Consider the following 14,869-nt stretch of genomic DNA (forward strand, 5'->3'; position numbering starts at 1 on the left):
GCTCTCCACAGCCGCACTGCCCAGTGACTGGGAGCGTCCTGATTTCATCAGGATGCTCACTCATTTTCAGCGTCTTGCCAGGGTGGCCGCGCTGTCCGCCAGAAGAGCAACCGCTCTTCTGGCGCTCACTCTTGGGAAGCCACGGTTTGTCCTGGCTGGGAGGCTGGCTAGAGGTTTTGCTGGTTTGCGCGAGCTGGGCTTCCAGATCTTGAACACGGGCGAGCAAGGCAGCAAACGCGAGTTGAAGCTGTGCCAGTTCAGCTCCCAGTCGTTTGCAGTTGGCGCAGTCGTTTTGAATGCGCCTACTCTACACTCGCCCGCTTCGCAAGTCCCCCTGCTGAGTAGTTACTGATCCATAACCTGCCGACACTTTTTCCCGGATCCCTTTCTGGACATCGGATAATGCATAGGAAGGCCACATCTTTTCTGCTAGATTAATGAGGAGTTGTGTTCATGGCAAGATTAAATTTTCTTCATCAGATTAGGGTGGCCGGTCCCCTGACCCGAGCTGCACTTTGCCCCATAGACGAGCTGGCATTGCGTGTCTAAACTTCCGACCTTAAAAATAATATGAAAAGAAAACGATGACCAGCACCACGGGCAAATTCCTGCTTGACCTGCTCGCCTTCACGGTGGCGGCAGTCCTGGCTTATGTTCTGCGCCTGGATGATGCATTGGGAAGTGTAGATTTCTCAATTCTCTTCTACGCTCTGGCCGGGTTGCTGCCGAAGGCGCTTGCCTTGCGGTATTTCCGGGTATCGCGGCACATCTGGCGCTACGTGACCTTCGAGGATCTGAGTCAACTGGCGCGTATGACCGGAGTGGTGACGCTGGTGATGATGGCGCTGACACCCGTGTTGCGGCTGTGGATCTTCGTGCCGTGGTCCATCCCACTGATCGAGGGTGTGCTGGCGCTGGCGCTGCTGTCTGGCCTGCGGCTGCTGGTGCGCTGGCGTCTGGGCCGCCGCCGCCGCCGCCTGTCTACCCACGCGCAGGCCCCGGACCGGGTGCTGATTGCTGGAGCCGGGGATGCGGGTCGGCTGATGGCCGCCGAACTGCTGAGATCGCCGGAGAAGGGCATGGAGCCGGTGGGTTTCATTGACGATTCGGCGGAGAAGACCGGGATGGTGCTGGTGGGTTTGCCGGTGCTGGGCACGCTGTCACACTTGAGTCAGGCCGTGCAGGATACTGGAGCCACCCTGCTGGTGATCGCCATGCCCTCGGCTGGGGGGCAGGTGATCCGCGAATACGTCAACGCGGCGCGCGCGGCGGGCTTGCAGGCCCGCACGGTGCCCGGGCTGTACGAACTGATGGGCGGTCAGGTCACCACCAATCAGCTCCGTAGCGTCAGCGTCGAGGATCTGCTCCGCCGCGCCCCGGTGGATATCGATCAGGACGGTATTTCCCACTATCTTAAAGATCAGACGGTGCTGGTCACGGGTGCGGGCGGCTCCATCGGTTCGGAACTGGTGCGCCAGCTTTCGCTCTTTCGCCCGGCCCGGCTGGTGCTGGTAGGACGCGGTGAAAACAGCGTCTTCGCCATCGAGCAGGAGATGCGCCGCGAATGGCCCGATATTCAGGTGACGGCCCTGATCGCCGACGTCCGTAACCCGTCACGCCTGGAATTCATCTTCGAAACATACCGGCCCGGTGTGGTCTTTCACGCTGCCGCCCACAAGCATGTGCCGTTGATGGAAGCTGCGCCCAGTGAGGCGGTTCACAACAATATCCTGGGCACCCGCAACGTGGCCGAGCTGTGCCTGAAATACGGGGTCACGCGGCTGGTCAACATTTCCACCGACAAGGCAGTCAATCCGACTTCTGTAATGGGGGCCAGCAAACGTATCGCTGAGATGGTGATTGCCGACGCCGCCTCACGCGCAGCAGCCGGGCAGGCATTCGTATCGGTGCGTTTCGGCAATGTGCTGGGCAGCCGGGGCAGTGTGGTCCCCACCTTCTTGCAACAGATTCAACTGGGCGGCCCGGTGACCATTACCCACCCGGACATGACCCGTTACTTCATGACCATCCCGGAGGCCAGCCGTCTGGTGTTGCAGGCGGGCGGTCTGGCCGACAACGGCAGCGTCTATCTGCTGAACATGGGCGAACCGGTCAAGATCGCCGATCTGGCCCGCGACGTGATCCGCCTGACTGGCGCGCAGGACATCGAGGTGGTCTTCAGCGGCATGCGCCCCGGCGAGAAACTGTACGAGGAACTGCTGACCAGCGGCGAGGACGTGATTCCCACCCGTCACACCGAGATCTTCTCGGCCCGCTTGCAGCAGGTTCAGGCGGGACAGCTCACGGGTCTACTCGCGGACCTGAGCGACGCCGCCGGGAACGAGGACGCCCGCGCCATCCGCACCCTGCTGCACGGAGCCATTCACGAAAGCCAGATGAAGGTCTGATACGGATTCCGTCTGTTTCGCGTAGAAATCGGGACAGCGCCGATTGCTCCACGCCCGGAACCCATTTTTCCCCTGCTCACTCTCGTCATAAACAGACGCCCATGAGGACGCTATTCCTCTGCTGGCGCAGCCCTGCGAGTCCCGTTCGGATTTCTAGGTACTTCCAACACCTTTCAGTCGGAGTCCGTATGAACCGGAGAAGAGGCGCTGCAATGGCTTCAGTTGCAGTTTTGCGGCCTGATCAATCGTACCGAAGCGTTTGCAGTTAGATCGGGGCTGATAGATACAGCCGTCGAACACGCTTGCCTGCTCTCGTAGAGGATGGATTCCAGCATTTCTCTGACGCCAGGATAGCTTCCGATCCTCCCCAAAACGTTCTGCGCGACGAGCAGGAAAAGTAGAAACTGGTAGAGCCAGGACATCTCCACCCCTGCCACTCAGGGTGACTTGGCCGTGCGCGTCACCGTCCACGAGGTTTGCGCCAGCGGCTGGGGACGCACCGAGCCTTCGCCCGGATAGAGCAGCAATTCCAGACGTTGCTGCGGCGCGTCATACAGGTTGCCGCCCAGCTTGAGCAGGGGTGTGGGGCCGTCAGCAGGGGCGGTGACGGGCAGGGTAATGATGGTGGAACAACTGCGCTGGCAGGCCCGCAGCGACACGCGGTAGGGGCCGGGGGGCAGGTTGAGCCGCACGAACGCCTGGTAATTCTGGGTGTCCTGGACATTGCGCGGCGCGATCAGGGCGTCCAGCGAGGCATTGATCGCGGGAGCAGGACGCAGCGCCCCTACCAGCAGTGGGAACGAGAGGGCCGCCAGCAACCCCGCTGCCGCCGCGCCCCCGGCCCAGCCCACGGCGGGGGAACGCTGTGGCATACGTGCCAGTACACAGCCCAGGGCGACCCAGAACAGCTCGCCTATGAAGGGGCCGGGAACGATCAGGGTGTTGTCGTTGGCGGTGGCGATCAGCAGTCCTGAGAGGACGGCGATGCCCAGCGGATCACGCTGTTGCCACGCCGCCGCCGCACCCACGCCCAGCAGCACAAACAGGCCCAGCAGCCCCAGCGGCCCGGTCTCGGCCAGTTGTTGCAGGGTGACGTTGTGGGCGATCAGCCACGGCTGCCCCAGCCGCTCCACCCACTCGGGACAGGGGGCCAGTGTGCCGTCTGGCGCAGGCCACAGCGTGCATTTCTCACCGGGTGGGGACAGCCGCGCGCCCAGACGGTAACTGCCCACGCCGCTGACTGGCTCGCTGCGGATCACCGACAGGGCGTTGTTCCAGACCAGATCGCGCCCGGAGGTATCCGAATTGCTCAGGCGGTTGATGGCGGGCAAATCCAGCCGTGTGCCGACGTAAAAGCCCCCAGCCAGCAGCGCCGCCCCCGCCAGGATGCCCAGCGCCACCCGGCGGCTCTGGCGCACCGCAAAGCCCAGCGCCGTGCCCAGCAGTGCCGCCAACAGCGGTCCCCGGCTGCCCGACAGCAGCAGAATGCCCAGCGCCAACGTCCCCAGCGGCACGCGCCACCACATTTTTCCGCCTCCAAAGAGAGAGATCCAGATGCCCGCCGCCCCGGCCAGCCCCAGCGTGATGGGAGTCATGTAGGGGTGCCCCAGGCGCTGGCTCAGGGGATTGAGGCCGTCGATGCCTGTCACGCTCAGGGCCGTGACATACACCAGTGCCAGCCCCACCCCCAGCGGGGCCAGTTGCCGGGTGCTGTTCAGGGACGCGCCAAGTGCGATAAAGCTGAAGATCAGTAAGGTGCGTGCCAGCGCCAGCCCAGAATTGATCAGCGGTTCTGGAGTGAGCAGCGCCGGAAGTTGCTGGCTGAGGGCGTAAAAGCCCAGCACCCACCACACTGCTCTGGGCAGACGCCGTAGTGCTGGGAGCGCGAAGACGGCGGCTGGAGCAAGGAAATACAGTGGGGCCAGCAGTGCCAGCCACACGCGAATCCACAGCGGGGTTGGGATGGGGGGCGTGGAAGCGGTGGGATGAGTCGCCGTCATAGAGAAGGAACGAGAGGGAGAACAGTACAAAAGAGGAAGAGATCCCCTCTTCCCCTCAAGATTTTAGCCGCCGCGCTACGTCGAGTGGCCGTTCAGTCCCGTCCAGTCGGCAGCACGGGAGCGGCGTCCGTTTTCTGGTCTGCCGTTCCGTAAGCGTAGGCGTAATACGAGTCGTTGGTCCGCGCGATCTTGTTCAGCACGATGCCCAGCACGTTTACGTTGGCGACGCGCGCGTTTTGCAGGCTGCGCTCCACGTCGTTCAGCCGGGTCTTGCCGCCTTCCACCACCAGGATCACGCCGTCGGTGTAGGGGGCCACGGCCAGCGTATCGGGCAGGCCCAGCATAGGCGGGGTATCGATCAGCACATAATCGTAGCCCTGCGCCCAGCGGTCCAGATAGGTGCGGAAAGCGGGCTGGTTCAGGATGCTGCCCGCGCCGTCTCCCCGGTGTGGCGTCCCGGCGGGCAGAAGATCGACATTGGTCCCCACACGGGTGGCGTGGGCCGCGTCGGGGCGCAGGAACATCTCGGTCACGGTGTTGGCGGGCGGCAGCGAGGCGTCAGTGCCGGGCAATGGATGGGTGCCGATGCGGTCCGGTGCCCAGACCTTGAGCTGGGTGGGGCGGCGCAGATCGGCGTCAATGACCAGCACCTTCTGCCCGGCAGCACCCAGGCTTTCGGCCAGGGCCGCCGTCATCGAACTCTTGCCCTCGCCGGGATAGGAACTGGAAATGACCAGACGTCGGTGTTCACGGTCGCCCAGCATGGACTGCACGTTGATCCGCAGAAAGCCGATGCTCTCGTACAGCGGGCCGCTGTGGCTGGCGGGCAGAAAGCCACTGGCCAAGTTGCGGCGGCGCACCAGCGGCAATTGTGCCAGTACGGGCAGACCCAGGGGCAGCAGGTCCTCGGTCCCGTTCACCCGGCGGCGCAGACTGTCGCTCAGCAAAACCACACCCGTGGCCAGAAACAGCGAGAGCAGCCCGGCCAGTGCAGCGTTGCGCAGCGGGCGCGGCGAGACGGCCCGGTTGGGGGCCACCGCGTCGGCCACCGGGAGCAGCGTGCCAGTGGCTGCCGTTTCCAGGACCGCCATCTGCGACAGGTTTTGCAGCACCTGACCCCGCGCCGACACCAGACTCTGGCGTTCCAGGGGATCATCAATCGACTCGATCCGGTCGGTCAGATTCTGGAGCTGCCCCTGCAAACTCAGGCGTGAGCGGGTCACGCTCTGCTTGGCGCGGGCATTGTCCCAGTCCAGCAGCGCAGCCACGCCGTCCTGCGCCAGTTGCATGGCCGCTGCGGGGGTCTCGGCCTGCGCCTGGATTTCGTACACGCCACGCTGCTGGGTATCCAGGCGGGCGCGGACCTTCAGCCGATTGAACACGTTGGCCGAGAGTTCCTTGCTCAGGTCGGCGCGCATCTTGCGAACGATCTCCACGGGCAGATCGCTCTTTTCCAACCGGCCTATGATCACGGCCACCAGATTGCGGCTGTGCAGCACCTGCTCCACCGCGCCCTGCGGCAACGGCGGAGCAGTCACCAGCGTGTTGTTGATCAGCGAGTTCTGGGCATTGCTGTCCACTGCGATGATGCTGGCGCTGGACTCATACACCGGGGCCTGCCGACTGGAAAGCAGATACGCCGCGCTCGCCACCACCACCGGAGTCAGGATCAACAACGGCGCGTACCGTCTGAGGGTGCCGAAAACCTGTCGAAGGTCAATTTGATCCGCATTCACGGGACTGGGAGGCGTACTCTGCATTCAAAAGCAGTCTAGCGTCAAAAAGTGAGGAAATCTCACATTTGATTAAGCAGGAGGGCGATATGAAACCCGAGATTGCCTTTCAAACAAGCCTGTCCAAGATGTACGGACTGTTTCGTTAGATCACGCCGCCGCCCAGCATCAGCCGCAGCGCGCCCAGCACGGCCACCACCGCACTCAGGGTCACGGCCCCCCGGTCCCGGCTCATGGCCCCGAAGATCAGGCCCAGCACGGCGGGCGGCAACACGAAAATCCAGTTGAGCCAGCCGAACAGCGGTAAAAGGCCCAGCAACAGGCCCAGAGCGGCCAGAATGCCGAAGATCAGGGAGACGACTCTCATGCCCCACAGTACGTGGTGGTGGGATGAAAGGTTGCGTCCATTCCGGGGGGACAATTCACGGCGTGAGGCGCTAGCTTGAAAGCGTGACTTCCTCTGTCCCCAAAAAACCCGCTGGGCGCGGTGCGGCGCGGTTGCCGAACGGGGCCAGAAGTCGTGCCCCCCAGGTGCTGACCGTCCTGGAACATCTGTACCCTGATGCCCGCACCGAACTGGATTTCGGCACGCCCTTTGAGCTGCTGGTGGCCACCGTCCTGAGCGCCCAGGCCACCGATGTCAGCGTCAATGCCGCCACGCCCGCGCTGTTTGATCAGTACCCGAATGCCCAGGCTATGAGTCAGGCTTCGGCAGAAGAGATAGAACCGTATATCCGCCGGATTGGGCTGTACCGGGGCAAGGCGCGCAATCTGGCGGCGCTGGCCCGGCTGCTGATAGAGCGGCACGGGGGAGAGGTTCCCAACGATTTTGACGCCGTGGTGGCCCTGCCCGGTGCGGGCCGCAAGACGGCCAACGTCGTCCTCAGCAACGCTTACGGCTATCCGGCCATCGCGGTGGATACCCACGTGGGCCGACTGGCGCGCCGCCTGGGCCTGAGCATGCAGACCAACCCGGATAGGGTGGAACTTGACCTGCAAAAGCTGTTCCAGAGTGAGCGCTGGATCTTCCTGCACCATGCGCTGATCCTGCACGGGCGGCGCGTGTGCATGGCCCGCAACCCGCAGTGTGGGGCGTGCGAGATGGCGGCGTTCTGTCCGAAAGTCGGGGTAGAGGGTTGAGACACGACGCCTCGCAGGCCCCCCAATGACTTGGCGTTTTGCCCCGCAGGTCTGGCTGTTCCTGTCCACCTCGTTTTCCTTCGGGTTGGCACAGGCGTTCCTGGCGCTGTTCCTGAATTTTTACCTGCGGGCGCTGGGGCTGGGGCCAGAGTGGCAGGGCATCATGAACGCGCTGCCCGCGCTGACGCTGGTGCTGCTGAGCCTGCCCGCCGTGGCGCTGGCCCGCCGCATCAGCAACGCGCACACCATCAAGATTGGCGTGGCCCTGAGCCTGCTGGGAACACTGATTCTGGCGCTGGCGGGCGGGCCAGTGGGAGTGGTCACGGGCGCACTGGTGCAGGGGGCGGGCGCGGCGCTGATCATGGTGGCCGGATCGCCGTTCATGGCGAACAACAGCGACGAGAGCAGTCGCGTGACCCTGTTCAGCGTCCAGAGCGCCCTGATGACCGGGGCAGGCTTCGTGGGCAACCTGATCGGCGGGCGGGTGCCGGAAGCCTACGCGCTGTTCACTGGCACCGAACCGAACGGGCTGGGAGCCTTGCGAACCGCGCTGCTCGTCGCCACCGCCCTGCAACTCCTCGGCCTGATTCCTGCCCTGAAACTGAGGCCCAGCGGCAAAACGTCCCAGACCGGGCGCAGCTTTGCCGTGCGCGACAAGGGGAAAATGTTGCGGCTGATCTTCCCCAGCATGCTGGTGGGGCTGGGAGCCGGGGCCACCATTCCGTTCCTGAACGTGTTCATTGAAGGCAAATTCCAGATCAATTACGCCAGCCTGGGGCAACTGTTCGCGTGGGCCAGTCTGGCGACGGCGGCCACCGCGCTGCTTCAGCCGCTGCTGGTGCGCCGATTGGGGCAACTCCAGGTGGTCTTGCTGGTGCAGGCCAGCAGTCTGCCGTTCCTGGCGCTGCTGGGATTTGCGCCGCAGTTGTGGATGGTCACCCTGGCGCTGTTCACACGCGGGGCGCTGATGAACGCCTCTGGGCCGGTCTACGGGGCCTACGCCATGTCCTCGCTGGACGAGGATGACCGCCCGATGTACTCGGCCCTGAACATCATCGCCTGGGATTCGGGTTGGGCCATCAGCAGCGTGCTGGCCGGGGTGGTGCGCGGTCAGTTGCCATTTACCCTGGCCTTTCAGGTGCTGTTCGGCTGGACGCTGCTGATGTATGCCGGAAGTGTGCTGGCCATTTATCTGGGGTTGTACCGCCCGGCGCAGCGGCAGGCATTGACGCTGCCGGTTTAGGGAGACGGCTCTGCCCAACGCAATCCCCCTCACATCCCCGTACCTCCACCTCTGTTAACCTGCTTTGTTTGAGTGGGGCCTCCCTTTGGTACGTCAAAACAGGTGTCCCCCAGCAATTCGGCCCGTTTTTCAGAGCGGCCAGAGGGGTGATTTTCTTTGACCATACCAGTGACCGCATTAGCGAAACAACCTGTTCCAGATGTTTTCCCCGCGCCCATCAAGTCCGTGGAAGCTGGCAGCGCCGCCGCCAAAGCAGGCGTGCGCCCCGGCGACGTGCTGATGCGCGTCAACGGCGAGGCCGTGACCGACGTGCTGGCCTACCGCCATCTGCTGTCACAGGGCAAGGCCACGTTGGAAATTGCCCGTCCCAAAGAGGCTCCGCGCGCCATGACCGGGGTTGCTGGCACCACGCAGGACCACCACCGCCTGCAACTGAGTGCGCCGCCCAGCCTGGAAGACACCTTCACCTTTGACGTGGAATGGGAAGATCCAGGTCTAGAATTTGAAGAAGTGCTGTTTGACGGCATTCACCTGTGTGCCAACAAGTGCGATTTCTGCTACGTGCATCAGATGCCGCGCGGCTTTCGCAAGAGCCTGTACATCATGGACGATGATTACCGCCTGTCGTTCCTGTACGGCTCGTTCGTGACGCTGACCAACCTGTCCGAGGGCGACATCAACCGGATTCTGGATGAGAACCTCTCGCCGCTGTACGTGTCGGTCCACACCGCCAATCAGGATCTGCGCAAGGACATGATGAAGTGGTGGAAACTGAAGGTAAAAGACGAGAAGGCCGTGCAGATTCGCGGCATGATTGAGCGTCTGGAAAGCATTGACCTGTACACCCAGATCGTGCTGGTGCCGGAGCGCAACGACGGCGAGAATCTGGACGACACCGTGGACTACCTGAGCAGCCGCCCCAACGTGATCAGCGCGGCAGTGGTCCCGATTGGCCTGACCTCGCACCGCACCAACCTGCCGGATGTGCGGACCTTTAACAAGGAAGAGGCCCGCGACAGCCTGCGCCGCCTGAACATCTGGCGCAAGAAGTTTCTGACCGAGCGCGGCACCCGCTTCGTATTCCCCTCCGATGAGTTGTACCTGTTGGCCGGGGAACCGTTGCCCAGCGAGGAGGAGTACGAGGGCTTCCCCATGCTGGAAAACGGTGTGGGCATGATCCGCGACTTTCTGACCGAGGCGTTGCCCGAACTGCCCGCCGCCCTGCCCGAACCGCGCCGGGTGATCCTGGCGACGGGAACGCTGTTTGCCGAGTCGCTGGACCTTGCTGTGGAACCCCTGCGGGCCATTGAAGGGCTGACGCTGGAAGTCCGCTCCATCACCAACAAGACCTTTGGCCCGGCCACCACCGTCGCGGGCCTGCTGACCGGGCGCTGTTTCCGGCACGCCATCAAAACCGGCGAGGCGGACCTGCTGATCGTTCCGCCCACCACGCTGCGCTACGGCACCGAGCTGATGCTGGACGACGTGAGCCTGGGCGAATTGCGCCAGGAATTCCGCATGGACGTGCGGGCAGGCGGCGCGACGCTTGGCGAACTGGCCCGCGTGATTCTGGACGGCGCGCAGAGCAGCGGCCACCAGTGGGGCATGAGCGCGCACGCCGTCAAGGACAGCGGCCATACACCGCTGGAAATTGAAGTGGCGGAACGGGGAATGCGGGGGCAGGCGTAGAGGAAAAAGTTTTCAGTAGCGCTGTTCTGGGTCACTTTCCCTTCGCGCCTTCGGGCTACGAGTCAGATGCAGAAAAGCAGGAGTCAGCTAGCCTCCGTCTTTTTTCTGGAGAATTGCTTTGCAGAAATTAATCGTTCTGGACATTCTGGGGATCGCGGTCATTCTGCTCTTTGCCTCTCTGTACTACTCAGGCTATGTCGCTGGGGGAGTGAATGACGGTATGCAGAGTGAGGGCCGTGGTCCTGTCACCTCCGTTCACTTTAGTCTGCTGAGTTTCAAGTTCACGTATCAGGGCGTGGCAGGAGTTGCCTTCCTAAATCTGCCATTTCTGCTCTCCATGCTTCTCCTGCTCATCAATGCAGTCTGGATTTCCATTGACCAGATCAAGAAGGAAAGTTCCACCGCTGGTTAAGCTCGCGTCGGTGGCGAGCCTGGGACGCACCACGAGCCTCTCCTCTTCTTTCACCGTCATGATGCCCAGCGCCGCGTCCACGTCCATCGTTTACCCAATGACGCCACTGCCTGGATTCCTGAGAAGGAACGGGGCCAGAGAGCGGGTGGCGGCATCCAGTTGGTGTGAATCTCTGTCGTGCCCGCGCCCGCCGTGCTAGCCTGCGTGTATCGCGCCATGATTTCGGCTCAGCAGAGCTGGAGACGGGCGACACAACCGCAGCAGTTGAGAGAGACCCTTCCTGACTGCCTCCAGGCCGCATTCTCTGGGCCACCGCTGCATTCAATATGACTGGCTCCCTTCCGGGCCGCATCACACGGAGATTTTCAAATGACCCAACCAGACGACACCAAGACCCCCCACCTGGAAGTGATTCCCCTCGGTGGGATGGGCGAGATCGGCAAGAACATCACCGCCTACCGCTATGAAGACGAGATCATGGTGGTGGACGCCGGACTGGCCTTCCCCGACTCGCACCAGATGGGCATCGACCTGATCATCCCGCGCATCGATTATCTGCAACAGCACGCCGGATTGATCAAGGGCTGGATTCTGACCCATGGCCACGAGGATCACATCGGCGGCCTGCCCTACATCCTGCCCCGGCTGCCCAAAGTTCCTGTGTACGGCGCTCCGCTCACGCTGGGCCTGGTGCGCGAGAAGCTCTCCGAATTTGGCATCAAGGACCACGAAACCGATCTGCGCGAGGTAGACCTGAACGCCAAGTTCAAGATCGGCAAGCACTTTGAAATCGAGTACTTCCGCATGACGCACTCGATTCCCGACAACGCCGGGTACATCCTGACTACGCCTGCGGGCCGCGTGCTGCACACCGGGGATTTCAAGCTGGACGAGCATCCCGCCGACGGCAAACTGAGTGACCTGGGCCGCATCGAGCAGGCGGGCAAGGACGGCGTGCTGCTGCTGATCAGCGACTCCACCAATGCCGAGCGTCCGGGCCGCACCCCCAGCGAGGCCGAGATCGCCGTGAATCTGGAAGACGTGATCGCCAACTGCAAGGGCCGAGTGTTCCTGACCACCTTCGCCTCGCAGGTCAACCGCATCCAGAACATCCTCAACATCGCCCACCGCCAGAGCCGCCGCGTGATCATGGAAGGCCGCAGCATGCTCAAGTACGCGCAGGTCTCGCAGGCCCTGGGCCACATGAACGCCCCCGATCCCTTCCTGACCAACGATGAGGTGGCCGGGATGCAGGACCAGCAGGTGCTGTACATCTGCACCGGGTCACAGGGCCAGCCCATGAGCGTGCTGAGCCGTCTGGCCTTCGGCAACCACGCCAAGATCGCCCTGCGCCGGGGCGACAGCGTGATCCTGTCCAGCAACCCGATTCCCGGCAATGAGGAAGCGGTCAATCTGGTCATCAACCGCCTGTACGAGATCGGTGTGGACGTGTATTACCCACCCGCCTACAAGATTCATGCCTCCGGCCACGGCAGCCAGGAAGAGCTGGCCACCATTCTGAATCTGGCGCGGCCCAAGTTCTTCCTGCCCTGGCACGGCGAACCCCGCCACCAGATCAACCACGCCAAGCTGGCGCAGACGCTGCCCCGTCCGCCCAAGCGCACGCTGATCGCCAAGAACGGCGACGTGATTCAACTGAGCGCAGACGAGTTCAAGGTGACGGGGACGGTTCCCGCCGGGGCCGTGTACGTGGACGGCCTGGGTGTGGGCGACATCGGCGACGATGTGTTGCTGGACCGCGTGAACATGAGCCAGGAAGGCATCCTGATCATGACCGCCGTACTGCATCCCACTCCGCATGTGGAGGTCGTCTCGCGCGGCTTCGTGCGCGCCAACCGCGATCTGGACAACCAGATTCGCAAGGTGGCCCTGGAAGCCATCGAGCAGGGCACCCGCGACAAGAAGCGCCTGGAAGACGTGCGCGACGATATGTACGGGGCTGTCCGGCGGTTCGTGCGGAAGGTGACGGGGCGCAATCCGGTTTTGATTCCTTTGATTGTGGATTGAGGGAAGAAGCATCGGAGTGGGGCCAGTCGCGTGCTGGCCTCATTCTTTTTTAGATATGGCGCGTGCTGGCAGGCGTGCGGGAAGTGCTGGCGGTGGTAGAGGATGACGAGGCGTGAACAGTAGAGCGGTTAAAAGAAACCCCTCAGTCTGCTTCGCAGCCAGCTCCCCTCAAAAGGGAGCCAAGGAAGCCGTCCTGGCCGGGCAATTCCACACCTCTTACCTCCCTTCTAAGGGGAGGTGCCCCGAAGGGGCGGAGGGGTCAAGCGGGTAGGGCAACCCTAAAATCGCACTTCGCAGTCACACTCTCCACCCCCGCATCCCCCACGTTTCCCCGCCCCATCCGCCCTATAATCGCGCGTATGGGCATCATTCCTTACGTGATCGAGCAGACCGGGCGCGGCGAGCGCAGCTATGACATCTACTCGCGCCTCCTGAAGGACCGGATTATTTTTGTGGGAACGCCCATCGAGTCGCAGATGGCGAACAGCATCGTGGCGCAATTGCTGCTGCTGGACAGCCAGAATCCCGAGCAGGAAATCCAGATGTACATCAACTGCCCCGGCGGTGAGGTCTACGCTGGGCTGGCGATCTACGACACCATGCGTTACATCAAGGCTCCCGTATCCACCATCTGCGTGGGCATCGCCATGAGCATGGGCAGCGTGCTGCTGATGGCCGGGGACAAGGGCAAGCGCATGGCCCTGCCCAACAGCCGGATCATGATCCACCAGGGTTCGGCGGGCTTCCGGGGCAATACCCCCGATCTGGAGGTGCAGGCCAAGGAAGTGCTGCACCTGCGCGACCGTCTGGTCAGCATCTACAACAAGCACACCGATCTGCCGCACGAAAAGCTGCTGCGTGATATGGAGCGCGACTACTTCATGTCCGCCGATGAGGCCATGAAGTACGGCCTGATCGACAGCGTGATCGAGAACACCCGCCAGATCGAAGAGGTGGGCGCATGACCACCAAGGCTGGAAACGGGGACCGCTGCTCGTTCTGCGGGCGGCAGCACCCCCAGATCGCGCAACTGATCGAGGCTCCGGGCCGCGCGGCCTTTATCTGCAACGAATGCACCGACCGCGCCGCCGAACTGGTCAAGCAGAACAAGAAAGCGGGCAGCGAGTTCGTGCTGGAGGAGCTGCCCAGCCCCAAGGAAATTAAGGCGTATCTGGACGAGTTCGTGATCGGTCAGGACGAGGCGAAGAAGGCCCTGGCGGTGGCCGTGGTCAGCCACTATCAGCGTCTGGCGCACCCGGAAGTCAACCTCCAGAAGAGCAACATCCTGCTCGTTGGCCCGACTGGAACGGGCAAGACTCTGCTGGCGCAGTCGCTGGCCGAGATGCTGGAAGTGCCGTTCGCCATCGCCGACGCCACCACGCTGACTGAGGCCGGGTACGTGGGCGATGACGTGGAAAACGTGATCGTGCGCCTGCTCCAGGCCGCCGAATACGACGTGGCGGCAGCCGAGCGCGGCATCATCTACATCGACGAGATCGACAAGATCGCCCGCAAGTCCGAGGGCACCAGCATCACCCGTGACGTGTCCGGCGAGGGCGTGCAGCAGGCCCTGCTGAAGATCATCGAGGGGACCGTGGCCCAGGTGCCGCCGCAGGGGGGCCGCAAGCACCCGCAGCAGGAACTGGTGCAGGTCAACACCAAGAACATCCTGTTCATCGTGGGCGGGGCGTTCGAGAGCATGTCGGAAATTGCGCGCAGCCGCACCAATGTGCGCGCGGTGGGCTTCGGCGCGGAACACAAGGGCGAGGAGAAGGCCGAACTGCGCTTCCTGCCCGAGGATCTGGTCAAGTACGGCCTGATCCCCGAGTTCGTGGGCCGCCTGCCACTGGTGGTGCAGCTTCAGGATCTGGACGAGGACGCCCTCATCCGCATCCTGACCGAGCCGCAGGGCGCGATCATCCGGCAGTATCAGGCGCTGTTCGGCTTTCAGGACGTGGACCTGAGCTTCACCGAATCCGCGCTGAAAGAAGTCGCGCACCGCGCGAAAGAGCGCAAGACCGGGGCGCGTGGTCTGCGGGCTGTGCTGGAAAAAGCGATGACCGATCTTCTGTTCGAGCTGCCCTACCCAGGGCTGAAAGAGCTGCGCTTCGACGGTGAGAACATTGATGCTCCCCTCGAATTACTTGAGTCGAAGGGACTCAAGAAGTCTGCGTAAAAGGCAACGAAGCTTACAGCATCCCCGCGCGGTGACTCCT

Annotated in this window: 12 protein-coding genes; 7 read left to right on the forward strand and 5 right to left on the reverse strand. The window is 62.9% G+C overall.

Annotated elements, in window-relative coordinates; genetic code table 11:
- A partial coding sequence (locus Q319_RS28590) for a DUF6444 domain-containing protein (RefSeq protein ID WP_425387978.1) occupies window positions 1–226 on the reverse strand: 226 nt, incomplete at its 3' end.
- 358 nt (window positions 227–584) lie between these two features.
- Between Q319_RS28590 and Q319_RS0105915 the strand changes: the two genes are divergently transcribed.
- Window positions 585–2,408 carry a polysaccharide biosynthesis protein gene (locus Q319_RS0105915; RefSeq protein WP_029481144.1) on the forward strand — a complete coding sequence of 608 codons (1,824 nt, stop codon included), beginning with the start codon at window positions 585–587 and terminating at the stop codon, window positions 2,406–2,408.
- 437 nt (window positions 2,409–2,845) lie between these two features.
- Here the strand turns inward: Q319_RS0105915 and Q319_RS25385 are convergent, their stop codons facing one another.
- The 3 genes from Q319_RS25385 to Q319_RS0105935 form a co-directional block, all read right to left on the reverse strand.
- Complete coding sequence (locus Q319_RS25385) at window positions 2,846–4,408, reverse strand: O-antigen ligase family protein (protein ID WP_081845910.1); 1,563 nt, start codon at window positions 4,406–4,408, stop codon at window positions 2,846–2,848.
- Window positions 4,409–4,500: 92 nt separating this feature from the next.
- Window positions 4,501–6,168, reverse strand: a complete 1,668-nt coding sequence (locus tag Q319_RS0105930; RefSeq protein ID WP_051655146.1) for a tyrosine-protein kinase domain-containing protein — start codon at window positions 6,166–6,168, stop codon at window positions 4,501–4,503.
- Between the two features lie 118 nt (window positions 6,169–6,286).
- The gene (locus tag Q319_RS0105935; protein WP_029481149.1) at window positions 6,287–6,508 is read right to left on the reverse strand and encodes a hypothetical protein; all 222 of its coding nucleotides are present in this window, start codon (window positions 6,506–6,508) and stop codon (window positions 6,287–6,289) included.
- 83 nt (window positions 6,509–6,591) lie between these two features.
- Here Q319_RS0105935 and nth point away from each other — a divergent pair, with 83 nt between their 5' ends.
- The 3 genes from nth to Q319_RS0105950 all read left to right on the forward strand — a co-directional run bounded on the left by nth (window position 6,592) and on the right by Q319_RS0105950 (window position 10,213).
- The gene (gene nth, locus Q319_RS0105940) at window positions 6,592–7,281 is read left to right on the forward strand and encodes an endonuclease III (protein ID WP_029481150.1); all 690 of its coding nucleotides are present in this window, start codon (window positions 6,592–6,594) and stop codon (window positions 7,279–7,281) included.
- Between the two features lie 25 nt (window positions 7,282–7,306).
- Window positions 7,307–8,524, forward strand: coding sequence for an MFS transporter (locus Q319_RS0105945; RefSeq protein ID WP_029481151.1), 1,218 nt, complete (start codon window positions 7,307–7,309; stop codon window positions 8,522–8,524).
- Between the two features lie 168 nt (window positions 8,525–8,692).
- The gene (locus Q319_RS0105950) at window positions 8,693–10,213 is read left to right on the forward strand and encodes a radical SAM protein (protein WP_034414013.1); all 1,521 of its coding nucleotides are present in this window, start codon (window positions 8,693–8,695) and stop codon (window positions 10,211–10,213) included.
- Between the two features lie 313 nt (window positions 10,214–10,526).
- Here Q319_RS0105950 and Q319_RS26885 read toward each other — a convergent pair whose 3' ends face one another.
- A complete protein-coding gene (locus Q319_RS26885; RefSeq protein WP_156039191.1) occupies window positions 10,527–10,706 on the reverse strand; it encodes a hypothetical protein in 180 nt (59 codons plus the stop codon).
- Window positions 10,707–10,994: 288 nt separating this feature from the next.
- Between Q319_RS26885 and Q319_RS0105960 the strand changes: the two genes are divergently transcribed.
- The 3 genes from Q319_RS0105960 to clpX all read left to right on the forward strand — a co-directional run bounded on the left by Q319_RS0105960 (window position 10,995) and on the right by clpX (window position 14,829).
- Window positions 10,995–12,653, forward strand: coding sequence for a ribonuclease J (locus Q319_RS0105960; protein WP_029481156.1), 1,659 nt, complete (start codon window positions 10,995–10,997; stop codon window positions 12,651–12,653).
- Between the two features lie 359 nt (window positions 12,654–13,012).
- Window positions 13,013–13,618, forward strand: a complete 606-nt coding sequence (gene clpP, locus Q319_RS0105965) for an ATP-dependent Clp protease proteolytic subunit (protein WP_029481157.1) — start codon at window positions 13,013–13,015, stop codon at window positions 13,616–13,618.
- The gene (clpX, locus tag Q319_RS0105970; protein ID WP_029481158.1) at window positions 13,615–14,829 is read left to right on the forward strand and encodes an ATP-dependent Clp protease ATP-binding subunit ClpX; all 1,215 of its coding nucleotides are present in this window, start codon (window positions 13,615–13,617) and stop codon (window positions 14,827–14,829) included. The genes clpP and clpX overlap by 4 nt, the downstream gene beginning before the upstream one ends.
- Window positions 14,830–14,869: the final 40 nt, after the last annotated feature.

Source organism: Deinococcus marmoris DSM 12784 (assembly GCF_000701405.1).
Taxonomy (GTDB): Bacteria; Deinococcota; Deinococci; order Deinococcales; family Deinococcaceae; genus Deinococcus; species Deinococcus marmoris.